This is a genomic window from Bradyrhizobium sp. 956_D2_N1_4 (assembly GCF_052076025.1).
GTDB lineage: Bacteria > Pseudomonadota > Alphaproteobacteria > Rhizobiales > Xanthobacteraceae > Bradyrhizobium > Bradyrhizobium barranii.
Map to the genome: position 1 here is coordinate 1,535,250 of NZ_CP197237.1, position 23,330 is coordinate 1,558,579.

General features: G+C 64.4%; 24 protein-coding genes. 22 read left to right on the top strand and 2 right to left on the bottom strand.

Translation table 11 applies throughout. The annotated features are described in order from the left end of the window. Positions 1 to 70: 70 nt before the first annotated feature. On the bottom strand, positions 71 to 367 hold the full coding sequence (locus AB7535_RS07005; protein WP_085399439.1) for a gamma-butyrobetaine hydroxylase-like domain-containing protein: 297 nt from the start codon (positions 365 to 367) through the stop codon (positions 71 to 73). A 207-nt stretch (positions 368 to 574) separates the two neighbouring features. On the opposite strand from AB7535_RS07005, the gene AB7535_RS07010 reads away from it, so the two are divergent. The 18 genes from AB7535_RS07010 to AB7535_RS07095 all read left to right on the top strand — a co-directional run bounded on the left by AB7535_RS07010 (position 575) and on the right by AB7535_RS07095 (position 20,113). After that, positions 575 to 1,348, top strand: a complete 774-nt coding sequence (locus AB7535_RS07010) for a ferredoxin--NADP reductase (protein ID WP_085399405.1) — start codon at positions 575 to 577, stop codon at positions 1,346 to 1,348. 100 nt (positions 1,349 to 1,448) lie between these two features. Then, a complete protein-coding gene (locus tag AB7535_RS07015; protein ID WP_085399406.1) occupies positions 1,449 to 3,191 on the top strand; it encodes a fumarate reductase/succinate dehydrogenase flavoprotein subunit in 1,743 nt (580 codons plus the stop codon). A gap of 31 nt (positions 3,192 to 3,222) precedes the next feature. Next, entirely contained in the window at positions 3,223 to 3,456 is a 234-nt protein-coding gene (locus AB7535_RS07020) for a 4Fe-4S dicluster domain-containing protein (RefSeq protein ID WP_008141081.1), read from the top strand. Between the two features lie 2 nt (positions 3,457 to 3,458). Beyond that, entirely contained in the window at positions 3,459 to 4,436 is a 978-nt protein-coding gene (locus AB7535_RS07025; RefSeq protein ID WP_071915514.1) for a HEAT repeat domain-containing protein, read from the top strand. Positions 4,437 to 4,566: 130 nt separating this feature from the next. Then, on the top strand, positions 4,567 to 5,739 hold the full coding sequence (locus tag AB7535_RS07030) for a fumarylacetoacetate hydrolase family protein (RefSeq protein WP_085399440.1): 1,173 nt from the start codon (positions 4,567 to 4,569) through the stop codon (positions 5,737 to 5,739). A 458-nt stretch (positions 5,740 to 6,197) separates the two neighbouring features. Beyond that, the gene (gene ytfQ / locus AB7535_RS07035; protein ID WP_063984486.1) at positions 6,198 to 7,163 is read left to right on the top strand and encodes a galactofuranose ABC transporter, galactofuranose-binding protein YtfQ; all 966 of its coding nucleotides are present in this window, start codon (positions 6,198 to 6,200) and stop codon (positions 7,161 to 7,163) included. Between the two features lie 119 nt (positions 7,164 to 7,282). Beyond that, positions 7,283 to 8,827 carry a sugar ABC transporter ATP-binding protein gene (locus tag AB7535_RS07040; RefSeq protein WP_085399408.1) on the top strand — a complete coding sequence of 515 codons (1,545 nt, stop codon included), beginning with the start codon at positions 7,283 to 7,285 and terminating at the stop codon, positions 8,825 to 8,827. Beyond that, the gene (locus AB7535_RS07045; RefSeq protein ID WP_085399409.1) at positions 8,824 to 9,816 is read left to right on the top strand and encodes an ABC transporter permease; all 993 of its coding nucleotides are present in this window, start codon (positions 8,824 to 8,826) and stop codon (positions 9,814 to 9,816) included. The genes AB7535_RS07040 and AB7535_RS07045 overlap by 4 nt, the downstream gene beginning before the upstream one ends. Then, positions 9,813 to 10,793 (top strand): galactofuranose ABC transporter, permease protein YjfF, encoded by a 981-nt coding sequence (gene yjfF, locus AB7535_RS07050; RefSeq protein WP_071915510.1) that lies wholly within the window; start codon positions 9,813 to 9,815, stop codon positions 10,791 to 10,793. Before AB7535_RS07045 ends, yjfF begins: the two co-directional genes overlap by 4 nt. Then, a complete protein-coding gene (locus AB7535_RS07055) occupies positions 10,790 to 11,542 on the top strand; it encodes a FadR/GntR family transcriptional regulator (RefSeq protein WP_028150313.1) in 753 nt (250 codons plus the stop codon). Before yjfF ends, AB7535_RS07055 begins: the two co-directional genes overlap by 4 nt. Further along, a complete protein-coding gene (locus tag AB7535_RS07060; protein ID WP_085399410.1) occupies positions 11,539 to 12,465 on the top strand; it encodes a Gfo/Idh/MocA family protein in 927 nt (308 codons plus the stop codon). Before AB7535_RS07055 ends, AB7535_RS07060 begins: the two co-directional genes overlap by 4 nt. Before the next feature lie 2 nt (positions 12,466 to 12,467). After that, positions 12,468 to 13,544, top strand: coding sequence for an aldose epimerase family protein (locus AB7535_RS07065; RefSeq protein WP_085399411.1), 1,077 nt, complete (start codon positions 12,468 to 12,470; stop codon positions 13,542 to 13,544). Next, positions 13,544 to 14,422 carry an SMP-30/gluconolactonase/LRE family protein gene (locus AB7535_RS07070; RefSeq protein WP_085399412.1) on the top strand — a complete coding sequence of 293 codons (879 nt, stop codon included), beginning with the start codon at positions 13,544 to 13,546 and terminating at the stop codon, positions 14,420 to 14,422. The genes AB7535_RS07065 and AB7535_RS07070 overlap by 1 nt, the downstream gene beginning before the upstream one ends. Before the next feature lie 73 nt (positions 14,423 to 14,495). Next, a complete protein-coding gene (chvE, locus tag AB7535_RS07075) occupies positions 14,496 to 15,569 on the top strand; it encodes a multiple monosaccharide ABC transporter substrate-binding protein (protein WP_063984479.1) in 1,074 nt (357 codons plus the stop codon). Positions 15,570 to 15,670: 101 nt separating this feature from the next. Next, the gene (mmsA, locus tag AB7535_RS07080; RefSeq protein WP_085399413.1) at positions 15,671 to 17,248 is read left to right on the top strand and encodes a multiple monosaccharide ABC transporter ATP-binding protein; all 1,578 of its coding nucleotides are present in this window, start codon (positions 15,671 to 15,673) and stop codon (positions 17,246 to 17,248) included. Then, complete coding sequence (mmsB, locus tag AB7535_RS07085; protein WP_085399414.1) at positions 17,245 to 18,435, top strand: multiple monosaccharide ABC transporter permease; 1,191 nt, start codon at positions 17,245 to 17,247, stop codon at positions 18,433 to 18,435. The genes mmsA and mmsB overlap by 4 nt, the downstream gene beginning before the upstream one ends. 104 nt (positions 18,436 to 18,539) lie before the next feature. Next, positions 18,540 to 18,743, top strand: a complete 204-nt coding sequence (locus tag AB7535_RS07090) for a hypothetical protein (protein ID WP_038941914.1) — start codon at positions 18,540 to 18,542, stop codon at positions 18,741 to 18,743. Positions 18,744 to 18,907: 164 nt separating this feature from the next. Beyond that, entirely contained in the window at positions 18,908 to 20,113 is a 1,206-nt protein-coding gene (locus AB7535_RS07095) for a sensor histidine kinase (protein WP_085399415.1), read from the top strand. Positions 20,114 to 20,142: 29 nt separating this feature from the next. On the opposite strand, the gene AB7535_RS07100 is transcribed toward AB7535_RS07095, so the two are convergent. Then, positions 20,143 to 20,298 carry a hypothetical protein gene (locus AB7535_RS07100; RefSeq protein ID WP_085965373.1) on the bottom strand — a complete coding sequence of 52 codons (156 nt, stop codon included), beginning with the start codon at positions 20,296 to 20,298 and terminating at the stop codon, positions 20,143 to 20,145. A 172-nt stretch (positions 20,299 to 20,470) separates the two neighbouring features. Between AB7535_RS07100 and AB7535_RS07105 the strand changes: the two genes are divergently transcribed. The 4 genes from AB7535_RS07105 to AB7535_RS07120 all read left to right on the top strand — a co-directional run bounded on the left by AB7535_RS07105 (position 20,471) and on the right by AB7535_RS07120 (position 23,286). Next, positions 20,471 to 21,046 carry a cytochrome c oxidase subunit 3 family protein gene (locus tag AB7535_RS07105; protein WP_135214996.1) on the top strand — a complete coding sequence of 192 codons (576 nt, stop codon included), beginning with the start codon at positions 20,471 to 20,473 and terminating at the stop codon, positions 21,044 to 21,046. 2 nt (positions 21,047 to 21,048) lie between these two features. Further along, the gene (locus AB7535_RS07110) at positions 21,049 to 21,309 is read left to right on the top strand and encodes a cytochrome C oxidase subunit IV family protein (RefSeq protein WP_085399417.1); all 261 of its coding nucleotides are present in this window, start codon (positions 21,049 to 21,051) and stop codon (positions 21,307 to 21,309) included. Between the two features lie 110 nt (positions 21,310 to 21,419). Then, complete coding sequence (locus AB7535_RS07115) at positions 21,420 to 21,872, top strand: c-type cytochrome (RefSeq protein ID WP_085399418.1); 453 nt, start codon at positions 21,420 to 21,422, stop codon at positions 21,870 to 21,872. A 67-nt stretch (positions 21,873 to 21,939) separates the two neighbouring features. Next, entirely contained in the window at positions 21,940 to 23,286 is a 1,347-nt protein-coding gene (locus AB7535_RS07120; RefSeq protein ID WP_085399419.1) for a cbb3-type cytochrome c oxidase subunit I, read from the top strand. Positions 23,287 to 23,330 lie beyond the last annotated feature (44 nt).

The following is a 23,330-nucleotide window of genomic DNA, read 5'->3' on the forward strand; positions in this document are numbered from 1 at the left end:
GGGCCGCGGCGTACTGGATTCCCCGCTTTCGCGGGGAATGACAGCGGTGTGCGTGTAGCGGGATCGAGGCTTACCGCCCCGCCAAGCTCAGCAGATACGGCTTCGGATAAATCCCCCTGTTATGCCCATCCGAAAACGAGATGTTCAGCCCGTAGCCGAGATCGCCGATCTCGGTGATGGCGATGCCGGGAAAGCGTTCGGGGAAGCGATCGTCGAAGCGGGCACGGGTGCAATGGGCGCATTTGCAGGAGAGTCGGAGCTGCTCGGCAGCGATCCCGACCACGTCGTCCTGCGTGGTGCGCACGACGAGCGTCGCGAGATCGGCGCTGGCTTCATAGGCCGCCACAGTCGGCGCCACCAAGGTCATGGTCATGACGAACCTCCAGCTTCCTTCTATGTCGGCGCGGGCGCGCACGAATAGCAACTAATTGCCAGCGCGAACGCGTGGCCGTCGGCCTCCTCTTCAGTCACCGCCCACTAAATGTGAAACTAATCGACCGGGAATTTCACTTCCGAATTGCCGGGCTCTGCTCTCTCCGAAACCTTGTGCGCCAACGACGGCTGAGGAGAGAGCATGAGCGCATTTCAGAAGGAAACGGTTTTGTCGGTCCGGCACTGGACCGATAGCCTGTTCAGCTTCACGGCGACGCGCGATCCGGGCTTCCGTTTCCTGAACGGCCAGTTCGCGATGATCGGGCTCGAAGTCGAGGGCAAGCCGTTGATGCGGGCCTACAGCATGGCGAGCGCCAATCACGAGGAGGCGCTCGAATTTTTTTCGATCAAGGTGCAGGACGGCCAGCTGACCTCGCGCCTCCAGAAGATCCGGGAGGGCGACATCATCCTGGTCGGCCGCAAGGCGACGGGCACGCTGATCACCGGCAACCTCATCCCTGGAAAGCGCCTGCTGCTGCTCTCGACCGGCACGGGCCTCGCGCCCTTCGCCAGCCTGATCAAGGACCCCGACGTCTATGAGAATTACGAGACCATCGTGCTCGCCCATGGCTGCCGCCAGGTTTCGGAGCTCGCCTATGGTGAGCACCTCGTCGACGGCCTGCGCAATCACGAATTCTTCGGCCCCCTGATCCGCGACAAGCTCGTCTACTACCCGACCGTCACCCGCGAGCCGTTCAAAAACCGCGGCCGTATCACCGACCTGATCGCCTCCAATCAGCTGTTCGACGACATCGGGCTAACAGGTCTCGATATCGAGACCGACCGCATCATGCTGTGCGGCAGCCCGGCGATGCTCGAGGAACTCCCCGCGATGTTTGCCGCGCGCGGCTTTGTCGAGGGTAACCACAGCCAGCCCGGCCATTTCGTCGTTGAAAAGGCCTTCGTCGAGCGCTGAGGCGCAAATCGCGTCCCGGCGACAACTAATTGCTATCGCCGGACAACCACCTGAACAAATCTGATGCAAAGGCGCCGGACCGGCGAACCAGGAGCAAGTGATGGCACTAGATGAGATCGTCGACGGACTTTCGGAGGTTTCCTGCGACGTGCTCGTCATCGGCGGCGGTACGGCCGGCCCGATGGCGGCGCTGAAGGCAAAACTGAAGAACCCGAAGGCCAATGTCGTCCTGCTCGAGAAGGCCAACGTCAAGCGCTCCGGCGCGATCTCGATGGGCATGGACGGGCTCAACAACGCCGTCATCCCCGGCTACGCGACGCCGGAGCAGTACACCAAGGAAATCACCATCGCCAACGACGGCATCGTCGATCAGAAGGCGGTCTATAAATACGCGCAAAATTGCTACAAGATTATCGAGGAGCTCGACAGCTTCGGCATCCGCTTCCTGAAGAACGAGAACGGCGATTACGCCGTCAAGAAGGTGCACCACATCGGCACCTATGTGCTTCCGATGCCGAACGGCGAGACCGTGAAGAAGGCGCTGTACCGCCAGCTCCGCCGCGCCCGCATCCTGATCTCCAACCGCTACATGGCGACGCGGCTGCTGAAGTCGTCGGACGGGCGCATCGCCGGCGCGATCTCAGTCAACACTCGCACCGCCGAAATCCTGGTGATCAAAGCCAAGGCCGTGATCCTCTGCATGGGCGCCGCCGGCCGCCTGGGCCTGCCGACCTCCGGCTACATGTTCGGCACCTACGAGAACGCCGCCAATTCCGGTGACGGCTATGCGATGGCCTATCACGCCGGCGCCGCGCTCGCGAACCTCGAATGCTACCAGATCAATCCGCTGATCAAGGACTATAACGGCCCGGCCTGCGCCTATGTCGCCGGTCCCTTCGGCGCCTTTACCGCGAACAACGAGGGATCGCGCTTCATCGAATGCGACTACTGGTCCGGCCAGATGATGCTGGAGTTCTACAACGAGCTGCTGTCAGGCAAGGGCCCGGTGTTCCTCCAGCTCAAGCATCTCCATCCTGATACGATCTCGGAGATCGAATCCACGCTGCACAAGGTCGAGCGTCCCACGCGCGGCCTGTTCCAGCAGGGGCGCGGGGTCGACTATCGTAGCGAGTCGATCGAGATGCATATCTCCGAGATCGGGTTCTGCTCCGGCCACAGCGCCTCCGGCGTGTTCGTCGACGACAATGCCCGCACCACCGTGCCCGGCCTTTACGCCGCCGGCGACATGGCGAGCGTGCCGCATAATTACATGCTGGGCGCCTTCACCAACGGATCGGTCGCCGGCATCGACGCGATGGAGTTCGCCGACAGCCACGACTTCGCGGAATTCGACGCCGCCGATGTCGCCAGGGAGCGCGATCGCGTGCTGGCGCCAACGAAGCGCGAGGACGGCATTCCGCCGAACCAGGTCGAGTACAAGACCCGCCGCCTCGTCAACGACTATCTCCAGCCGCCGAAGGTCACGCGCAAATACGAGCTCGGCATGCGCCGCCTCGCCGAGACGCGGCAGGACATGCAGGAACACATGATCGCGCGCAATGCGCACGAGCTGCTTCGTGCGCTCGAAGTGCAGTCGATCATGGACTGCGCCGACATGGCGGTGCACGCCTCGTTGTACCGCGAGGAGAGCCGCTGGGGCCTCTATCACTGGCGCACGGATTTCCCGGAGAAGGACAACGAGAACTGGTTCTGCCACACGCTGCTCTCCAAGCAGAACGGCAAGATGACCAGCGAGAAGCGCGCCGTGGAGCCCTATGTCGTGCCGATCGCCGACGACGAGAAGGACCTCTACGACAAGCAGCGCATCCGCGCCTCCGCCTGATCCACCGCAACATCGCAACAGGAGACATAAAATGCCTCTCGCGTCCTATCAGACATCGGTTCCGGTGGTCGTCGACGACGCCAAATGCATCGCCGACAAGGGCTGCACCGTATGCGTCGACGTCTGTCCGCTCGATGTGCTCCGCATCAGCGACATGACCGGCAAGGCCTACATGGCCTATGACGAGTGCTGGTACTGCATGCCTTGCGAGGCCGATTGCCCGACCGGCGCCGTCACCGTCAATATTCCCTATCTGTTGAGGTGATCATGTCGAGCCCGTTCGAGTCCTATGACGACCTCGAAGACGCCGATGAGCGGTTGCAAGCCGCCGATCCCGCCGAGCGCCGCGTCGCCATCATCGCGCTCGGTCACTCCGGCGATCCCGCAGCCGTCGCGCATCTCGCCAACATGGTCGCCGATCCCGACGCCGGTGTGCGCCAGCAGGTCGCGATGGCGCTCGGCGAGTTCGACGGGCCGGAGGCCGCGCATGGGCTGGTCAAACTGCTGGTCGATCCCGAAAGAATCGTGGCGGCGGCCGCGGCCGACAGCATGGCCGAGTTCAAGGATCCGGCCTGCGCCGAGATCATCCTGCCGCTGGTCAAGCACGCCCATGCCTTCGTCCGCATGGGCGCGCTGCGCGCGCTGAAGGAGCTGCGCTGCAAGGACACGCTGAAGCCGGCGCTGGAAGCGCTCCTGGATCAAGATGCGGCCGTTCGCGTGCAGGCGATCGGCGTGATCGGTTTCCTCAAGCTGGAGGAATCCATCCCCGCGCTGACCGCGCTGATCAATGATCCCGACGCCCATGTGCGCCGCGCCGCGGTGAGCGCGCTGGCCTTCTCGCAGCTGAAGCCCGCGGCCGAGACGATCACACGCGGGCTGAAGGACTCGGACTGGATGGTGCGCGAGATGGCCGCGGAAACGCTGGGCCTCAACGTCAACGGTTCGCTCGCGGCCGATCAGCTTGTCGGCTCGCTCGCCGATGAATTCTGGCAGGTGCGGCTGAAGGCGATCCGCAGCCTCGGCAAGATGAAGATCGAGCGCGCGGTACGCCCGATCGGCAATTGCATCAACCACGACCAGGCCAATTTGCGGAAGGAGGCGGCGGCCGCGCTCGGCGAGATCGCCCATCCCGACGGCGAGGCGTTCCTGGCGGTCATCGCCGACGATGCCGACCCCGACGTTCGCAAGAACGCGCGCTGGGCGCTCCAGCAGATCGCGGCGCGCAAAGCGCGAGCAGGCGCATAAAGGCCCGGGCAGGGGCATAGCGGCTCTTCGCTGCCGGTCTGGACTTCCCCTGCCAGACGTTTATTGGTCTTCGCCAATGGGATCGGCTGCTGTGAACGCGGCCGATCCGAGAAAGAGCGAGGACGCGGCCATGACGACACTGTCTGTTAGAGATCTTCTCCCCGAGGATGGAACGAAGGGGACGCTGGTCGGCCGCGTCTGGCTGCCGCAGGCGAACGGCCCGGCCGTTGTCGCCGTCCGTGGAGACGGCGTCTTCGACGTCACCGCCAAGTTTCCGACCGTCAGCGCGCTCTGCGAGGAAGACAATCCGGCCAAGGCGCTCGCCTCGGTCAAGGGCGAGCGCATCGGCGATCTCGAAGCGATCGTGGCCAACACGGCGCCGGATGGGCGCGATCCGAAAAAGCCGTGGCTGCTTGCGCCCCTCGATCTCCAGACCCTGAAGGCCGCCGGCGTCACCTTTGCCATCTCGATGCTGGAGCGCGTCATCGAAGAGCGGGCCAAGGGCAATCCGGCATCGGCCGAAGCGATCCGGAAAGAAGTGACGCGGCTGATCGGCGACGATCTGTCGAAGCTCAAGCCGGGCTCCGACCAGGCGATGCATTTGAAGCAGGTGCTGATCGATCAGAACGCCTGGAGCCAATATCTCGAAGTCGGCATCGGTCCGGATGCCGAGGTCTTCACGAAGGCTCCGACCTTGTCCTCGGTCGGCACCGGCATGGATGCCGGGCTGCATCCGAAATCGACCTGGAACAATCCCGAGCCCGAGCTGGTGCTGTTCGTCTCGAGCCGCGGCAAGATCGTCGGCGGCGCACTCGGCAACGACGTCAATCTGCGCGACTTCGAGGGGCGTTCGGCGCTGCTGTTGTCGAAGGCCAAGGACAACAACGCCTCCTGCGCGATCGGCCCGTTGCTGCGTCTGTTCGACGACAGCTTCACACTCGACGACGCCCGCAAGCTCGACATCAGCCTGAACGTGAAGGGCGCGGACGGTTTCGTTCTCGACGGCCATTCCTCGATCAGCATGATCAGTCGCGATCCCACGGACCTCGTCGAGCAGACGATCGGCAAGGTGCATCAATATCCCGATGGCTTCGTGCTGTTCCTCGGCACGATGTTCGCACCCGTCAAGGATCGCGATGCGCCGGGGCAGGGGTTCACCCACAAGCGCGACGACATCGTCACGATCGCAGCACCCCAGCTCGGCAAGCTCATCAACCGCATGCGCACCAGCGACGAGTGCGAGCCCTGGACGTTTGGAATCGGCGCGCTGATGAAGAACCTCGCGCAACGGAAGCTGATTTAGCTCCGCTACCCTTCGCCTCTCCCCGCACGCGGGGAGAGCCGGATTGCATCGAAGATGCAATCCGGGTGACGCGGACTCTCCGCGAGTCGATTTGGTCGACCTACGCCGAACTCTATCCACACCGTCATTGCGAGCGCAGCGAAGCAATCCAGAGTCCCTGCGTGGACAGTTTCTGGATTGCTTCGCTGCGCTCGCAATGACGCGGAGGAGAGATTGCGGGCCGCACATATTCCTTCATCTCCCCGTTGCATCCACGGAACAAAATCGCGCTGGGCGTGTCATTGAACCGTCCTTCCCGCCAAATCGAAGTTTCGCGCGAATAGTCAAATAATATGACTAGTCGGAACTCATCTTCCGTGAAATAGTCCCTCCCGCCGCCTCAAAGGCCGGCCTGCGGGTGCCATGCTACCGATCGGCACTCGAGATAACACAAGATGACTTCTTGGGAGATACGCCTGATGACCCTCAAAGCCCTCTTTGCGGCCAGCGCCACGGCCGCGTTGCTGCTCGCGCTGCCGGCCAGCGCCGCCGAGCTCACCATCGGCTTCTCGCAGATCGGATCGGAATCCGGCTGGCGCGCGGCCGAGACGTCGGTCTCCAAGCAGGAGGCTGCCAAGCGAAAGGTCAATCTCAAGATCGCCGACGCGCAGCAGAAGCAGGAGAACCAGATCAAGGCGATCCGCTCCTTCATCGCGCAGAACGTCGATGCGATCTTCCTTGCACCCGTAGTCTCGACCGGTTGGGACTCGGTGCTGAAGGAGGCCAAGGAGGCCAAGATCCCGGTCGTGCTGCTCGACCGCGACATCGATCCCTCCGGCAAGGAGCTCTATCTCACCGCCGTGACCTCCGACAGCGTGCACGAAGGCGAGGTTGCCGGCGACTGGCTGGCCAAGACCGTCGGCGGCAAGGCCTGCAACGTCGTCGAATTGCAGGGCACGGTCGGCGCCAGCGTCGCCGCCAACCGCAAGAAGGGCTTTGACACCGCCATCGCCAAGCATGCGAACCTCAAGGTGGTGCGCAGCCAGACCGGCGACTTCACCCGTGCCAAGGGCAAGGAGGTGATGGAGAGCTTCATCAAGGCCGAAGGCGGCGGCAAGTCGATTTGCGCGGTCTACGCGCACAATGACGACATGATGGTCGGCGCGATCCAGGCGATGAAGGAAGCCGGCCTCAAGCCGGGCAAGGAGATCCTCACCGTCTCGATCGACGCAGTCCCCGACATCTTCAAGGCCATGGCCGCCGGCGAGGCCAATGCCACCGTCGAGCTGACGCCGAACATGGCCGGCCCCGCGCTCGATGCCGTCGCGGCCTTCAAGGACAAGGGCACCGTTCCGCCCAAGTGGATCCAGACCGACTCCAAGCTCTATACAGCGGCTGACGATCCGCAGAAGATCTACGACAGCAAGAAGGGCCTCGGTTACTGAGGCGGCGCAGCGCCGGACCGCTCCCCCGTGGTCCGGCGCATCCCCCTTCGAAACCGTTGCGCGAACGAATAGGCTGGGTGTCCGCAGCATAAGCGGACGCCGGTGGGAGTGACGTCGTTATGGAGAACAGCCCCGATCCTGCTCCTTCCCTGCTGGAGGTGCGCGGGATCAGCAAAAGCTTCGGTGCTGTGCGTGCGTTGCAGGAGGTCGACTTCACGCTTCGTGCCGGCGAGATTCATGCGTTGCTTGGCGAGAACGGCGCAGGCAAATCCACGATGATCAAGGTGATCACCGGCGTATTCCCGCGCGATGCCGGCATCGTCCGGCTTGGCGGTGAAGAGGTCGCGCCGCGCTCGGCCAAGGCCGCACTCCAGGCCGGCATCGCCACGGTCTACCAGGAGGTCAATCTGCTACCGAATCTCTCGGTCGCGCAGAACCTGTTCCTCGACCGACAGCCGATGCGCTTCGGCATCGTACGTGAAGGCGAGATGCGGCGTCGCGCCAAGGCGCTTCTCACGGACTTCGGCCTCGATATCGACGTCGCCGCGCCGCTCGGCAGCTATTCCGTCGCCATCCAGCACGTCACCGCGATTGCGCGGGCCGTCGATCTCTCCGCGCGCGTGCTGATCCTGGACGAGCCCACGGCGAGCCTCGACCGCCACGAGGTCGAGATCCTCTTCGGCATCATGCGCCAGCTCGCCAAGCGCGGCATCGGCATCGTATTCGTCAGTCACTTCCTCGATCAGGTCTACGAGATCTCCGACCGCATCACGGTGTTGCGCAACGGCCGCTTGGTCGGCGAGCGCGAGACCGCCTCGCTGCCGCGGCTCGAGCTGATCCGGATGATGCTCGGCCGCGAGCTGGCCGAGACCACCAGCGCCCGCGCGTCGGCGGGAGAGCATCGGGCGCGCGAGGTCTGCGCGAGTTTCGAGAACTACGGCAAGGCCGGCTATGTCGCGCCGTTCAATCTCGAGCTGCGCCATGGCGAGGTCGTGGGTCTCGCCGGCCTGCTCGGCTCGGGCCGGACCGAAACAGCGCGGCTGGTGTTCGGTGCCGAGCGCGCCGATGGCGGGCAGGCGAGGGTGGAGGGGGCGCCCGTGCGGCTGCAGTCGCCGCGCGACGGCGTGCGCCACGGCTTTGGCTATTGCCCGGAGGAACGCAAGACCGACGGCATCGTCGCCGAGCTCACCGTGCGCGAGAACATCGTGCTCGCGCTCCAGGCCAAGCGCGGCCTGCACCGGCCGCTGTCGCGCCGCGAGCAGGACGAGATCGCAGGCCGCTACGTCAAGATGCTCGACATCCGCCCGCCCGATCCGGAGCGCGCCGTGGGGCTGCTGTCCGGCGGCAATCAGCAGAAGGTGCTGCTGGCGCGCTGGCTCGCGACCTCGCCGCGCCTCCTGGTGCTGGACGAGCCGACCCGCGGGATCGACGTCGGCGCGCATGCCGAGATCATCCGCCTGATCCGCGAGCTCTGCGACGACGGGCTGGCGCTGCTCGTGATCTCCTCCGAGTTGGATGAGATCGTGACCTATTCCGACCGCGTGGTCGTGTTGCGCGACCGTGCCCATGTCGAGGAGCTCGCGGGAGAGACGATCGACGTCGGCAACATTCTCGCGGCCATCGCCGCCGATGGCGCCGCTGTCGCGCATGAGGGTCGGGCATGACAGCGCTGTTGCCGCGCCGCGGCCTTGCCCAGATCCTCGCGTTGATCGTCATCCTGGCGGCCGATCGCATCGTGTCGCCGCAATTCTTCGATCTGCGTCTCCAGGACGGCCGGCTGTTCGGCAGCCTGATCGACGTGCTCAACCGCGGCACGCCGGTGGCGCTGCTCTCGCTCGGCATGGTGCTGGTGATCGCGACGCGCGGCATCGATCTGTCGGTCGGTGCGGTCATGGCCATCTCGGGCGCGATCGCGGCGAGCCTTGCCGACACGCACAGTCTGCCTGTGGTCCTTGCGGCCGCGCTCGGCGCTGGCCTGGTCTGCGGATTGTGGAACGGATTTCTCGTCGCGGTGCTCGGCATGCAGCCGATCGTGGCGACGCTGATCCTGATGGTGGCGGGACGCGGCATCGCGCAGCTCATTACCGAGGGGCGTATCGTGACCTTCTCCTCGCCGGATCTGGTCTGGCTTGGCAATGGCGCGGTGCTCGGCGTGCCGATGCCGGTCGTGATCGCCCTGGGCATGCTGATTCTCACCGGAGCGGTGGTGCGCGGTTCGGCGCTCGGATTGCTGATCGAGGCAACCGGCGGCAACGCGCGGGCGAGCGAGCTTGCCGGCGTCGGCACGCGTGCGATGATCCTGGCTGTCTACGTCTGGTGCGGCATCTGCGCCGCGCTCGCCGGCGTGATCGCGGCGGCCGACATCATGGGCGCGGATGCCAACAATGCCGGCCTCTGGCTCGAGCTCGACGCCATCCTCGCGGTGGTGATCGGCGGCACCTCCCTGTTCGGCGGCCGTTTCAGCCTCGTGCTGGCCGTGCTCGGTGCGTTGATCATCCAGACCATGAACACCGGCATTCTGCTGTCGGGCTATCCACCGGAGTTCAATTTGCTGGTCAAGGCGGTGGTGGTGATGACGGTGCTGCTGCTGCAATCGCCGAAATTTTCGGGGATTGCCGGGATCGCCGCGCGGCTGCGGAGGTCCAAAGCATGAAAGGCCTGCCGCCCGTCCTCATCACCGCTATCGTGCTGGTTGCCGGCTTTGCGCTCTGCGCCGTGCAATTCCCCAACATCGCCTCCACCCGCGTGGTCGGCAATCTCCTCACCGACAACGCCTTTCTCGGCATCGTCGCGACCGGCATGACCTTCGTCATCATCTCCGGCGGCATCGACCTCTCGGTCGGCTCGGTGATTGGTTTCACCACGGTGTTCGTCGCGCTTGCGATCGAGCGCTGGGGCGTGCCGCCGCTGCTTGCCTTCGTCGCGATCCTCGCGCTCTCGGCGGCCTTCGGAGCTGCGATGGGCGCGGTGATCCATGTCTTCGACCTGCCGCCGTTCATCGTGACGCTGGCGGGGATGTTCCTGGCCCGTGGCGCGAGCTTCCTGCTCTCGACGGAATCGGTGCCGATCACCGCGCCGGTCTATTCCACCGTGTCGGACTTCGCGCTGCGGATGCCCGGTGGAGGGCGATTGACGGCGATCGCGATCATCATGCTCGTGATCGTGATCGGCGGCGCCTTGCTGCTGCATCTCACCCGGTTCGGCGCCAATGTCTACGCGCTCGGCGGCAGCCGGGCGACCGCGAGCCTGATGGGCGTTGCCGTCGGCAAGATGACGGTGAGGATCTACATGCTGTCGAGCCTGCTCGCGGGCATCGCCGGCATCGTGTTCTCCTTCTACACGAGCGCCGGCTACTCGCTCTCCGCGGTCGGCGTCGAGCTCGACACCATCGCGGCTGTCGTGATCGGCGGTACGCTGCTCACGGGCGGGCAGGGCTCGGTGATCGGCACCTTCCTCGGCGTGCTGATCCAGGGCTTGATCCAGACCTACATCAATTTCGACGGAACGCTGTCGAGCTGGTGGACCAAGATCGCGACCGGCGTGCTACTGTTCGCCTTCATCGCCTTGCAGCAGGGGCTGGTCGCGCTCGCGCGGCGGCCGGCGGCGAAGCGCGCAGGAGCAGCCACATGACGTCGCGCATCGTCGTCATCCCGACGCGCCGGGCTCACTCCAACCATGCGGAAGTGGCCCGCTCGATCGGCGTCGACATCATCGCCGGCCGCTACGCCGAGGGAACGCGCCTGCCTGGCGATGCCGAGATGATTGCAATGTTCGGCGTGTCGCGACCGGTGCTGCGCGAGAGCGTGAAGACCCTGGTCGCCAAGGGTCTGCTCACCACCAAGGCCCGCGTCGGCACCGTCGTACGCGAGCGCGCCGCCTGGAACATGTTCGACGCTGACGTGCTGGCCTGGCATCTCGACGCCGGCATCGACAAGCGCTTCCTCAACGACCTCGCCGAGATTCGCCTCGCGGTCGAGCCGCGCGCGGCCATGCTGGCGGCGGCGCAGCGGTCCGAGGACGACCTCGCCGAGCTCCGTCGTTGCATGGACCGCATGCGGTTTGAGGCTTCCGATTCCGTCGGCTTTGCCGACGCCGACCTCGCGCTCCATGTTGCGGTGGCGCGCGCTTCGGGCAATCTGTTCATGCGCTCGATCGGCCACGTCATCGAGGCCGCCCTGCGCGCCTCCTTCCTGCTCAGCGCACCGGTCGAGCCGGAGGACCGTGACACCGTGCTGCTCTGGCACCAGAAGATCGTCGATGGCATCGCCGCCGGCGACGCCCAGACCGCCTCGGAAGCGATGGTTTATGTCATTCACAACGGTATGCGCCGCCACGAGGCCGAGGCGCTGCCGTCCGCGGATATTGGAGAAAAAGCGTGACCGAACTTCGCATTGCCATCGTCGGCTTCGGCAAGATCGCGCGCGACCAGCATGTCGGTGCGATTGCCGCGACGGCGGGCGCGACGCTCGCGGCCGTCGCGAGCCGCAACGCATCGCTGCCGGGCGTGCCGAATTTTGCGACCATCGAGGAATTGCTGGAAAAGGGACCGCCGATCGATGCCGTCTCGCTCTGCACGCCGCCGCAGGTACGGCGTGCCCAGGCCGCCACGGCGCTCGCTGCCGGCAAGCACGTGATGCTGGAGAAGCCGCCCGGCACCGGCGTCGCCGAGCTCGACCCGCTGATCGCGATGGCGGAGGAAGCCAAGCGAACGCTGTTTGCGACCTGGCATTCGCGCTATGCGCCCGCGGTCGAGCCGGCGCGCGAGTGGCTTCTCACGCGGCAGATCAAGTCTGTGCACATCAACTGGAAGGAAGACGTTCGCGTCTGGCATCCCGGGCAGGGCTGGATCTGGGAGCCGGGCGGGCTCGGCGTGTTCGATCCCGGCATCAACGCGCTCTCGATCCTGACCCGTATTCTGCCGCGGCCGGTGTTCGTCACCGCGGCCGAGTTGGCCTTTCCAGCCAATTGCCAGGCCCCGATCGCCGCGAACCTGACGCTGACCGACATCGGCGGCCTGCCTGTGACCGCCGAGTTCGATTTCCGCCAGACCGGACCGCAGAGTTGGGATATCCTCGTCGAAACGGACGAGGGCCGAATGACGTTGTCGGGCGGCGGCCGGCGCATGGCGATCGACGGCGAGACCATTGCCGAGGCGCCCGATCAGGAATATCGCGAGCTGTACGGGCGCTTCGTCAAGCTCACCGCGACCGGCGCGCGCGACGTCGACCTGGCGCCGCTGCGTCTCGTTGCCGATGCCTTCCTGCTCGGCAAGCGTAACATCGTCGAACCGTTTGTGGACTGAACATGGCTGGCTCAAGAATAACAAAAGACATCTTCGGAACGCTGCCGGACGGCCGCAACGTCGAGCGCATCGTGCTGCGCGGGGAGGGCGGGTTCGAAGCCCGCATCATCACCCATGGCGCGGTGATCCAGGCGCTCATCGCACCGGACGCCAAAGGCGGTTACGACGACGTCGTGCTCGGCCATGACGCGTTCGCCGGTTATCGCGCCGAACGAAAGTTCTTCGGTGCCACCGTCGGCCGCTACGCCAACCGCATTGCCAACGGACGATTTTCGCTGGACGGCGAAACGGTGCAGCTTCCGGTCAACAACGGTCCGAATGCGCTGCATGGTGGCCTCGACGGGTTCGATCGCAAGCTCTGGGAGATCGCCGCCATCGACGACGGCGCGGAGCCGGGCGTCACGCTCACCTATTCGAGCCCGCATGGCGAAGAAAACTATCCCGGCCGGCTCGACGTGCGCCTGACCTATCGCGTCACCGGCCCGGCCGAGCTGTCGTTGACGATGGAGGCGCGAACCGACCGGCCGACCATCGTCAACCTGACCAATCACAGCTTCTTCAATCTGGAAGGCGCGACCTCAGGCACGCCCATTATCGACCACAAGCTGACGGTCGCCGCCGAGCATTTCCTTGCCATCGATCCCACCGCCATTCCGTTGGCTGAGCCGCCGCGCGCGGTGGCCGGAACGCCGTTCGACTTCCGCGACGGCGAAGCCGTCGGCGCGCGCATCCGCGAGAGCGATCAGCAATTGCGGAACGGCAAGGGCTACGACCATACCTACTGTCTCGGGCGCGATGGCAAGCTTGCTTTCGCGGCCCGGCTGGAGGCGCCGCGTTCAGGGCGCATCATGGAGCTCCTGACCAATCAGCCCGGCCTTCAGGTCTATTCCGGCAACTATCTCGACGGCACGATTTCGGGCAAGGGCGGCAAGCTCATCCGGCAGTCGGATGCCATGTGTCTCGAGCCGCACATCTGGCCGGATGCGCCGAACCGGCCGGATTTCCCGAGCCCGCGCCTCAATCCCGGCGAGGTCTACCGTCATCACACGGTCTATCGCTTTGGAGTGAGGACGCCATGATGGAAGAGGTGCCGACCTCGGTTCTCTCGGACGATCCGTGCCACCTCGGCGAGGGGCCGACCTATGATTTGAGCACCGACACGGCCTGGTGGTTCGATATCCGCGAGGAGCGGCTGTTCGAGGCGAATCTCGGCAGCGGCAGCATTCGCGTCCACGCGCTCGGCCGGATGGCGAGCGGTCTCGGGCGCATCGACGCCGAGCGCCAGTTGATCGTCGCCGAAGACGGCCTCTACATCCGCAAGCTCGCCGACGGCGCGTTGACGCTGGTCTGTCCGCTTGAAGCCGACAATCCCGCGACGCGCTCCAACGATGCCCGTGTGCATCAGTCCGGCACGTTCTGGATCGGCACCATGGGCCGCAATGCGGAGGCAGGAGCGGGCGCGATCTACGCGTTCCATCGCGGCAAGATATCGATGCTGTTCCCCCGCATCACCATTCCCAATTCGATCTGCTTTTCACCGGACGGTGCGACCGGCTACTTCGCCGACACCGCGCGCGCCGTGCTCTACGCCGTTCCGCTTGATCCGGCGACCGGCTTGCCGCGAGGCGAGCCGGACGTTCTGTTGCGCCACACCGGCATCGGGGGGCTCGACGGCTCGGTGTGCGACGCCGACGGGCGGATCTGGAACGCCTGCTGGGGTGCGGGCCGGATCGATGTCTACTCTCCGCAAGGCGAGCGCCTGCGCTCGCTGCGCGTGCCGGCAAGGCAATCGAGCTGCCCGGCCTTCGTCGGCCCTGATCTGTCACGCCTCCTCGTCACCTCGGCCTGGCAGGATATGGACGCGGCGGCGCGCGCTGCCGATCCGCAAGCCGGCTGTACTTTCCTGTTGCAGGCATCTGCGCGTGGCCGCGCGGAGCCTGACGTCAAGCTCGCATAGGAGGCTCGAAGCCGCACACGACCAACGTTCTCGACGAAACGAAGAAACAGTCTGACACCCAAGGGAGTAAAACATGCTGAAACTGAAGACGACATTCCTCGCGCTGGCGCTTGCCGGCGCAGCGACGATGGCCTCAGGCGTCACTGCCTCCGCCCAGGACAAGGCGACGGTTGGCATTGCCATGCCGACCAAATCGTCGGCGCGCTGGATCGACGACGGCAACAACATGGTCAAGGTGCTGAAGGAGCGCGGCTACAACACCGACTTGCAATATGCCGAGGACGACATCCCGAACCAGCTCTCGCAGGTCGAGAACATGGTGACCAAGGGTGCGAAAGCGCTGGTGATCGCGGCGATCGACGGCACCACGCTGTCCGACGTGCTCAAGCAGGCGAAAGCAAAAGGCATCACCGTGATCGCCTATGATCGCCTGATCCGCGGCACGCCGAACGTCGACTATTACGCGACCTTCGACAATTTCCAGGTCGGCGTGCTGCAGGCGGAGTCGCTTGTGCAGGGGCTCGGCCTCAAGGACGGCAAGGGCCCGTTCAACATCGAGCTGTTCGGCGGCTCGCCCGACGACAACAACGCCTACTTCTTCTACAACGGCGCGATGAGCGTGCTGAAGCCGTACATCGACAGCGGCAAGCTCGTCGTCGTCTCCGGCCAGATGGGCATGGACAAGGTCGCGACGCTCCGCTGGGACGGCGCCACCGCACAGGCGCGCATGGACAATCTGCTCAGCGCCTACTACGGCAACAAGAAGGTCAACGCGGTGCTGTCGCCCTATGACGGCCTCTCGATCGGCATCATCTCATCGCTGAAGGGCGTGGGCTATGGCAGCGCCGGCCAGCCGATGCCTGTTATCTCGGGTCAGGATGCCGAGGTGCCCTCGATCAAGGCGATGCTGCGCGGCGATCAGTACTCGACCATCTTCAAGGACACCCGCGACCTCGCCAAGGTGACCGCCGACATGGTCGACGCCGCACTCGCCGGCAAGCAGGTCACCGTCAACGACACCAAGACCTACGAGAACGGCGCCAAGACGGTGCCGTCCTATCTCTTGAAGCCGGTCGTGGTCTACAAGGACAATTGGGAGAAGACTCTGGTCGACAGCGGCTACTACAAGAAGTCGCAGTTCCAGTAAGCTTCTTTCTTTCCCCTCTCCCCGCTTGCGGGGAGAGCCTCTTCTCCCTCTCCCCGCAAGCGGGGAGAGGTGAACTAGCAGCGATCGAGGGATGTGAAATCATGACCGCCATGCTGGAGATGCGCAACGTCAGCAAGAGCTTTTCAGGCGTGCAGGCTCTGCGTGACGTGAACTTCTCGGTCGAGGCCGGGCAGATCCACGCGCTTGTCGGCGAGAACGGTGCCGGCAAATCCACACTGATGAAAGTGCTCAGCGGCGTCTACCCGGCCGGCAGCTACGAGGGTACCATCGTTTTCGAGGGTGAGGAGCGCCGCTTCCGCGACATCAACGATTCTGAGGCGCTCGGCATCATCATCATCCACCAGGAGTTGGCGCTGATCCCGCTGATGTCGATCGCGGAGAACATCTTCCTGTCGCATCCGCCGTCAAAATTCGGCGTCATCGATCGCGACGAGGTCTACCGGCGCACGCGCGAGCTGCTGGCGCAGGTCGGCCTGAAGGAATCGCCGGATACGCTGATCACCGACCTCGGCGTCGGCAAGCAGCAGCTGGTAGAGATCGCGAAGGCGCTGTCCAAGCGGGTGCGGATGCTGATCCTGGACGAGCCGACCGCGAGCCTCAACGAGGCCGACAGCGCCGCGCTGCTCGAACGCCTGATGGCTTTCCGCGAGCAGGGCATCGGCTCGATCCTGATCTCGCACAAGCTTAACGAGGTGGCCAAGGTCGCCGACCACATCACCGTGCTGCGCGACGGCCGCACCGTCGACAGCATCGACTGCCGCAGCGAGCCGATCCAGGAAGACCGCATCATCCGCAGCATGGTCAACCGCGATCTCGCCCATCGCTTTCCCGAGCGCAGCGCGAAAATCGGCGGGCCTGTCCTGACCGTCGAGAACTGGTCGGTCTATCACCCCATTCATCCCGAGCGGCAGGTGATCAAGAACGTCAATTTCGGCGTGAAGCGCGGCGAGGTCGTCGGCATTGCCGGGCTGATGGGCGCCGGTCGCACCGAGTTTGCCATGAGCCTGTTCGGCCGCTCCTGGGGCACCACTATCAGCGGCCGCATCAAGCTCGAGGGCCATGAGATCGTGCTGCCGAGCGTTGCGGCCGCGATCGACGCCGGCCTTGCCTATGTCACCGAGGACCGGAAGCAGCTCGGCTTGATCCTGGCAGATGACGTCCGCAAGAACATCACGCTCGCCAGCCTCGACCAGGTCGCACCCGGCCGGGTGATCGACGACATCGCCGAGCTGAAGGTTGCCAGCGACTACCGGAGCCGCATGCGCATCCGCTGCTCCGACGTGTACCAGGAGACCGGCCAGCTCTCCGGCGGCAACCAGCAGAAAGTGGTGCTGTCGAAATGGCTGATGACCGATCCCAAGGTCCTGATCCTGGACGAGCCGACACGGGGCATCGACGTCGGTGCCAAATACGAGATTTACTGTATCATCAACGAGCTTGCGGAGGCCGGGCGCGGCGTCGTGGTGATCTCCTCGGAGATGCCCGAGCTGCTCGGCATCTGCGACCGCATCTGCGTCATGAACGACGGCGCCTTCGTCGGGGAATTCAAGGGCGCAGAGGCGACGCAGGAGAAGATCATGCGCGCCATCATGCGCAACGAACGAAGCAACGGAAACAGCGTGCCTGAGGCCGCGGAGATGGGAGGATCGCAGCCATGACCGACAAGACGGTGTCGCTGCCCGAGGAGCGCCGGCACGGCAGCTTCATCAAGAACAATTTGCGCAATTACGGCATGCTGATGTCGCTGATCGCGATCATGCTGTTCTTCCAGGTCATGACCGGCGGCACGCTGCTCCAGCCGCTCAACCTGACCAATCTGGTGCTCCAGAACAGCTACATCGTCATCATGGCGCTCGGCATGCTGCTCGTGATCGTCACCGGCCATATCGACCTCTCGGTGGGGTCGGTCGCGGGCTTCGTCGGCGCGGTCGCCGCTCTGCTGATGGTGACGTACAAGGTCGACTATACACTCGCCTTCATCGCCTGCCTCGTGGTCGGCGCTGCGATCGGCGCGGCGCAGGGCTATTGGGTCGCCTATTTCAAGATACCGTCTTTCATCGTGACCCTGGCCGGCATGCTCGTATTCAAGGGACTTGCGCTCGCGGTGTTGCAGGGGCAGTCGCTCGGGCCGTTTCCGCCGACCTTCCAGAAATTGTCGTCGGGCTTCATTCCGGAGTTCCTGCCCGAAGCGGGCACGCTGCATCCGACCTCGATGCTGATCGGCGCGGTGCTGGCGCTGGGGCTGGTCTATGCCAGCGCCAAGAGCCGCGCGCGGGAGCAGTCGCACGGCATCGAGGTCGAGCCTTACGCGTTCTTCCTTGGCAAGAGCGTGGTGCTGGCCTGCGCCGTGCTCTACTTCACCTACCTGATCGCGACCTATCGCGGCTTGCCGAACGTGCTGGTGATCATGAGCGCCTTGATCGCGCTCTACGGCTTCGTCACACGCCGCACCGTGATCGGCCGGCAGATCTATGCCGTCGGCGGCAACGCCAAGGCGGCAAGCCTGTCGGGCATCAAGACCGAGCGGCTGACCTTCCTCACCTTCGTCAACATGGGCGTGCTCGCAGCCCTTGCCGGCCTCGTCTTTGCCGCGCGTCTCAACACCGCGACGCCGAAAGCGGGCCTCGGCTTCGAGCTCGACGTCATCGCCGCCTGCTTCATCGGCGGCGCCTCGGCCTATGGTGGCGTCGGGCGCGTCGGCGGCGCCGTGGTCGGTGCCATGATCATGGGCGTGATGAACAACGGCATGTCCATCCTCGGCATCGGCATCGACTATCAGCAGGTCATCAAGGGCCTGGTGCTGCTCGGGGCCGTGTGCATCGACGTGTATAACCAGCGGCGGTAGGCGCAAAATCACGTCGCGGGGGAGGCTCTGGCGCCGCCCCGCCAGGCGACTACCATTTTCGTCAATTTCGATCACGGCATCGCGACCGGAACCGATGCCTCGCGATGACCATGATTTGGGGACTAGATCCGGGGGGTGCCGAGCAGGGCACGGGCAGGGCAGCACCAGTGGCGGCTCATATCCACGAGATGACAGACGATGAATTTGAGGGCCGGCTTCGCATCCTCTTGCGCATCGTTTCCGTCTGCACCCTCGGGCTAGGCTCCTTTGCTGCAGGTTTATTGATCGGGGCCTTTGTTCTGTTTTGAACGAGGCGATTCACGCCAGAGCCTCGGAACGAGAGGCGCCGGCGCGTCTTCTTGATCTAGATCAACCGATCGCCAATTCCGTGCTAATCTCATGTGGTCGACGCAAGGGACCACGGGGAACCTGAGTGACGAGTACAGTGAGGTCATCGCCGGCTTCGGAAGTGATGCTGGTCTCGACTTTGCCGGCGTTGCAGCTGATCTACGACACCGCCCCGATCGGGTTGGCCTGTCTGTCGCCGGACTGCCGCTATTTGCTGATCAACCAGCGTCTGACCGAGATCTGCGGCATATCCATCGAAGGCCATCTTGGACATACGGTCAGGGACTGCGTGCCGGCCCTGGCGGGTTCCGTCGAGCAGATTGTGCGCTCGATCGTCGCGACGGGCGAGCCCGTGATCGGTATCGAGGTGGCGGGGCAACGGGCTGATCAGGTCGAGGAGCGTTCCTGGGTTACTTATTGGCACCCGCTGCGAATGCCGGACGGCGAGATTGTCGCGGTCAACGTGGCAGCGGAGGAGATCACCGAACGCAAGCGCGCCGAGCGGGAGATTCGCAGCGCCAGGGACGCCGCTGAGACCGCGCTTCGCCATCTGCGCGATATCCAGGACACCTTGATCGAGGCGGAAAAGCTGGCGGCGCTCGGGCGCATGGTTGCCGGTGTCGCGCACGAGATCAACACGCCGCTCGGCAGCAGTCTGACGGTGGCATCGACGCTCCAGCGCAAGGCGGAGCAGTTCGCGGCGGAGGTCGCGCGGGGTAATCTCAAGCGCTCGACACTGACAGGGTTTCTGGAACTGGTCAGCGATGCGTCGGCGCAGCTGGTCACGAATCTCGGTCGCGCCGCCGAGCGGGTGCAATCCTTCAAGCAGGTGGCGGCTGACCAGACCGAGTCACTTCGGCGCAGCTTCGACGCAGGCGAGCTGACCGGCCAGGTTCTGTCGCAGTTCGAGCGGCAGTTACGGGTGCGCGACATCGCGTTCAGCCTCCACTGCGAAACGAATCTCGCCATGGACAGCTATCCCGGGCCTTTCGGCCAAGTGCTCACCAACCTCGCAGTCAATGCGATGACGCACGCGTTCTCCGATGGTGAGACCGGGACGATCAACGTCTCGCTCCGTGCGGTCAATGATGACCACGTTGAGCTGCTGTTTGCTGATGACGGCTGCGGCATGGCTCCCGATGTGGAACGGCGGGCCTTCGACCCGTTCTTCACCACGCGCCGACACGACGGCGCCAGCGGACTCGGTCTGCATATCGTGCACAGCATCGTCGTCGACCGGCTGGGTGGGCAGCTCCGGCTCGAGAGCCTGCCCGGCGCGGGGACGCGGTTTCAGCTCATCCTGCCGAGAATAGCGCCCGACCGGCGATAGCTGATCGTCTCCTCATCGGTAGTGCCCGGCTACTGCGTCGTGAACAGCACCGTCGCGATCGCGACGGAGAGGCTCACCGCCGATACCGTCGCCACCGTCGACAGCACGCCCATGCGCCGGAGCGCGATGGCGAAGGCGATGATGATGGGTGTCGCGGTCATTAGCCCGATCTGTGCATCGCTCATGTCATTGCTCACCGCTCTTTGCGAACCCTGAGTCTGTTCGTACCGCGCTCCGGCGAGCGAGACGTTGCGTCGGCGCAAACATCTCCGCCGGTGGCCCCCCAGTTTGTCCTGCGACAAATTCCGAACTGGACGGTTGAGCTAGGTCTGGCCGGTGTCCTGATCCGGAAAGACGATGTCTGCGGCCGATTGCGAACAACAGGGAACCGGCTGGGGAATCTTGGAAGATCTCCCCGGCGATCCCATGATCTGGGTGCTGATCTTCAGCGAGCTCGTCGCCTTCGGCCTGTTCCTCGGCGCCTTCGTCGTTGCCCGGGCGATCCATCCCGTTGTGTTCGCGGCGGGGCAGGCGGCGCTCAACGCGAATCTCGCCGGCCTCAACACAATCGTGCTGGTGACCAGCGGCTGGGCCGCGGCGAGGGCGACCAGATCTGCGCGCGCCAATGAAAAGCAGGCCTCGCGCCGCTGGCTACTGATTGCCATGGCGCTCGGCGGCCTCTTCATCGCGATCAAGCTGACCGAATATGCCGAAGAGATCGGTCGCGGGATCGGCCTGGAGACCAGCCCGTTCTTCACGCTCTACTTCCTCCTGACCGGCTTCCATCTCCTGCATGTTGGCCTCGGCATCATCATCCTTGCCGTGGTCTGCCGCCGCGCCGAGATCTCGGGCGTCGAGACCGGCGCCGCCTTCTGGCACATGGTCGATCTGGTCTGGATCGTCATGTTCCCGATCCTCTATCTGGTGCGCTGATCATGCCCGGCCGTCTCGACATCACCTGGCTCGTGCTGATCGGCCTCGCGCTCGCGACGATCCTGCTTCCGCCACTGATGCCGCGTCCGCTGCTCGCCAATGCACTTCTCCTGGTCCTTGCCGCCATCAAGGGCCGCCGAATCGCGCTCGATTTCATGGACCTTCGGGCGGTGCCGGCGCTCTGGCGCGGCCTCGTCAGCGCATGGATCTTCATCGTCGTGCTGTTCGCCTGGCTCGCCTCCGCCGTCGTCGCATTGATCTGACGCCGCCAACGCAGCGCTCATTGCGCCCGAACAAAGACCCGTCGGCACCGATCGGCAAGATACAGCATCACTGCTCCTCATTACTGGACTCACAACGGAAAGGACTGGCAATGGCTGAACGCCTGACCAAGTCGGCGGCGCGAAACGTCTTCTACGGCGGCTCGGCTTTCTTCTTCGCCATCTTCATCGGGCTGACGGCGCACAGCCACTACTATATGGCGACGACCTCGACGGACGCGACGACGCTGACATCGTCGGTCGCGCGCGGCAAGCATGTCTGGGAGAAGAACTCCTGCATCAATTGCCACACCTTGCTGGGCGAGGGCGCGTATTTCGCCCCTGAAGTCGGCAATGTCTGGGATCGCTGGGGCGGCAATGAGGATCCGGCCGCGGCGCGCGAGACACTGAAGGCCTGGATGCAGTCACAGCCCTCGGGCGCGGAGGGCCGGCGCCAGATGCCGCAGTTCAATCTCACCGACCAGGAGCTCAACGATCTCGCCGACTTCCTGCAATGGACCAGCAAGATCAAGCGCCAGGAGTGGCCGCCGAACAAGGCCGGCTGACGCCTTCCTCTTTCAGGGCCTTGCCTCCTTCAAGGCCTTGCCTCTTTCAAGACAGAGAGAACCCGAAATGAAATATCAGACCCAGAAAGTCGCGATGCTGTATTTCTACGGCGCGCTGACCCTGTTCCTGGCGCAGGTCCTGTTCGGCCTCCTCGCCGGGACCATCTACGTTCTGCCCAACACGCTGTCGGTGCTGCTGCCGTTCAACATCGTCAGGATGATCCACACCAACGCGCTGATCGTGTGGTCGCTGATCGGCTTCATGGGCGCGACCTACTTCCTGTTACCGGAGGAAACCGAGACCGAGCTGTACAGCCCGCTGCTCGCAAAGATCCAGTTCTGGATGTTTTTTGGCGCGGCGGGGGTGGCCGTGGTCGGCTATCTCTTCCATTACCATGAGGGCCGCGAATTCCTCGAGCAGCCCTTCATAATCAAGGTCGGCATCGTGGTCGTCTGCCTGATGTTCCTGTTCAACGTGACGATGACGGCGCTGAAGGGGCGCAAGACCACGGTCACCAACATCCTGCTGTTCGGTTTGTGGGGCGTCGCGATCTTCTTCCTGTTCGCCTTCTACAATCCCGCCAATCTCGCGGTCGACAAGATGTACTGGTGGTATGTCGTTCATCTCTGGGTCGAGGGCGTCTGGGAGCTGATCATGGCGTCCGTGCTCGCCTATCTGATGATCAAGCTCAACGGCATCGACCGCGAGGTGGTCGAGAAGTGGCTCTACGTCATCATCGGCCTTGCGCTGTTCTCAGGGATTCTCGGCACCGGCCACCACTTCTACTGGATCGGCGCGCCCGGTTACTGGCAGTGGATCGGCTCGCTGTTCTCCACGCTCGAGGTCGCACCCTTCTTCACCATGGTGATCTTCACGGTGCAAATGACCTGGAAGGCCGGCCGCAAGCATCCGAACCGCGCCGCGCTGCTGTGGTCGGTCGGCTGCTCGGTGATGGCGTTCCTCGGCGCCGGCGTCTGGGGCTTCCTGCACACGTTGTCGTCGGTGAACTACTACACCCACGGCACGCAGGTCACCGCCGCACATGGCCATCTCGCCTTCTTCGGCGCCTATGTGATGCTGAACCTGTCGGTGATGGCTTATGCGATCCCGCAAATCAAGGGACGTGCGCCCTATAACCAGTGGCTCAGCATGACCAGCTTCTGGATCATGTGCACGGCGATGATGACCATGACCTTCGCGCTGACCTTTGCCGGCGTGATTCAGGTCCATCTCCAGCGCGTACTTGGCCAGAGTTACATGGACGTGCAGGACCAGCTTGCCTTCTTCTACTGGGTGCGGCTCGGCTCCGGCGTGTTCGTCGCGATCTCAGCATTGATGTTCGTCTGGGCGGTGCTGGTGCCCGGCCGCGAGAAGCAGGCGACTATCCCAGGCGCCCTGCAACCGGCCGAATAAACACAAGGCGGCCGCGCAAGTCGCGGCCGCCTTTCCCGAATGAT

What these genes read in the sequence shown, in the direction of transcription:
- AB7535_RS07040 (WP_085399408.1), top strand. Translation starts at nt 7,283, where the DNA reads ATGGAGAACAGCCCCGATCCTGCTCCTTCCCTGCTGGAGGTGCGCGGG.
- AB7535_RS07025 (WP_071915514.1), top strand. Translation starts at nt 3,459, where the DNA reads ATGTCGAGCCCGTTCGAGTCCTATGACGACCTCGAAGACGCCGATGAG.
- AB7535_RS07115 (WP_085399418.1), top strand. Translation starts at nt 21,420, where the DNA reads ATGGCTGAACGCCTGACCAAGTCGGCGGCGCGAAACGTCTTCTACGGC.
- AB7535_RS07070 (WP_085399412.1), top strand. Translation starts at nt 13,544, where the DNA reads ATGGAAGAGGTGCCGACCTCGGTTCTCTCGGACGATCCGTGCCACCTC.
- mmsB (WP_085399414.1), top strand. Translation starts at nt 17,245, where the DNA reads ATGACCGACAAGACGGTGTCGCTGCCCGAGGAGCGCCGGCACGGCAGC.
- AB7535_RS07045 (WP_085399409.1), top strand. Translation starts at nt 8,824, where the DNA reads ATGACAGCGCTGTTGCCGCGCCGCGGCCTTGCCCAGATCCTCGCGTTG.
- AB7535_RS07030 (WP_085399440.1), top strand. Translation starts at nt 4,567, where the DNA reads ATGACGACACTGTCTGTTAGAGATCTTCTCCCCGAGGATGGAACGAAG.
- chvE (WP_063984479.1), top strand. Translation starts at nt 14,496, where the DNA reads ATGCTGAAACTGAAGACGACATTCCTCGCGCTGGCGCTTGCCGGCGCA.
- AB7535_RS07055 (WP_028150313.1), top strand. Translation starts at nt 10,790, where the DNA reads ATGACGTCGCGCATCGTCGTCATCCCGACGCGCCGGGCTCACTCCAAC.
- AB7535_RS07105 (WP_135214996.1), top strand. Translation starts at nt 20,471, where the DNA reads ATGTCTGCGGCCGATTGCGAACAACAGGGAACCGGCTGGGGAATCTTG.
- mmsA (WP_085399413.1), top strand. Translation starts at nt 15,671, where the DNA reads ATGACCGCCATGCTGGAGATGCGCAACGTCAGCAAGAGCTTTTCAGGC.
- AB7535_RS07010 (WP_085399405.1), top strand. Translation starts at nt 575, where the DNA reads ATGAGCGCATTTCAGAAGGAAACGGTTTTGTCGGTCCGGCACTGGACC.
- AB7535_RS07100 (WP_085965373.1), bottom strand. Translation starts at nt 20,298, where the DNA reads ATGAGCGATGCACAGATCGGGCTAATGACCGCGACACCCATCATCATC.
- AB7535_RS07015 (WP_085399406.1), top strand. Translation starts at nt 1,449, where the DNA reads ATGGCACTAGATGAGATCGTCGACGGACTTTCGGAGGTTTCCTGCGAC.
- yjfF (WP_071915510.1), top strand. Translation starts at nt 9,813, where the DNA reads ATGAAAGGCCTGCCGCCCGTCCTCATCACCGCTATCGTGCTGGTTGCC.
- AB7535_RS07065 (WP_085399411.1), top strand. Translation starts at nt 12,468, where the DNA reads ATGGCTGGCTCAAGAATAACAAAAGACATCTTCGGAACGCTGCCGGAC.
- AB7535_RS07020 (WP_008141081.1), top strand. Translation starts at nt 3,223, where the DNA reads ATGCCTCTCGCGTCCTATCAGACATCGGTTCCGGTGGTCGTCGACGAC.
- AB7535_RS07095 (WP_085399415.1), top strand. Translation starts at nt 18,908, where the DNA reads ATGCTGGTCTCGACTTTGCCGGCGTTGCAGCTGATCTACGACACCGCC.
- ytfQ (WP_063984486.1), top strand. Translation starts at nt 6,198, where the DNA reads ATGACCCTCAAAGCCCTCTTTGCGGCCAGCGCCACGGCCGCGTTGCTG.
- AB7535_RS07120 (WP_085399419.1), top strand. Translation starts at nt 21,940, where the DNA reads ATGAAATATCAGACCCAGAAAGTCGCGATGCTGTATTTCTACGGCGCG.
- AB7535_RS07005 (WP_085399439.1), bottom strand. Translation starts at nt 367, where the DNA reads ATGACCTTGGTGGCGCCGACTGTGGCGGCCTATGAAGCCAGCGCCGAT.
- AB7535_RS07090 (WP_038941914.1), top strand. Translation starts at nt 18,540, where the DNA reads ATGACCATGATTTGGGGACTAGATCCGGGGGGTGCCGAGCAGGGCACG.
- AB7535_RS07110 (WP_085399417.1), top strand. Translation starts at nt 21,049, where the DNA reads ATGCCCGGCCGTCTCGACATCACCTGGCTCGTGCTGATCGGCCTCGCG.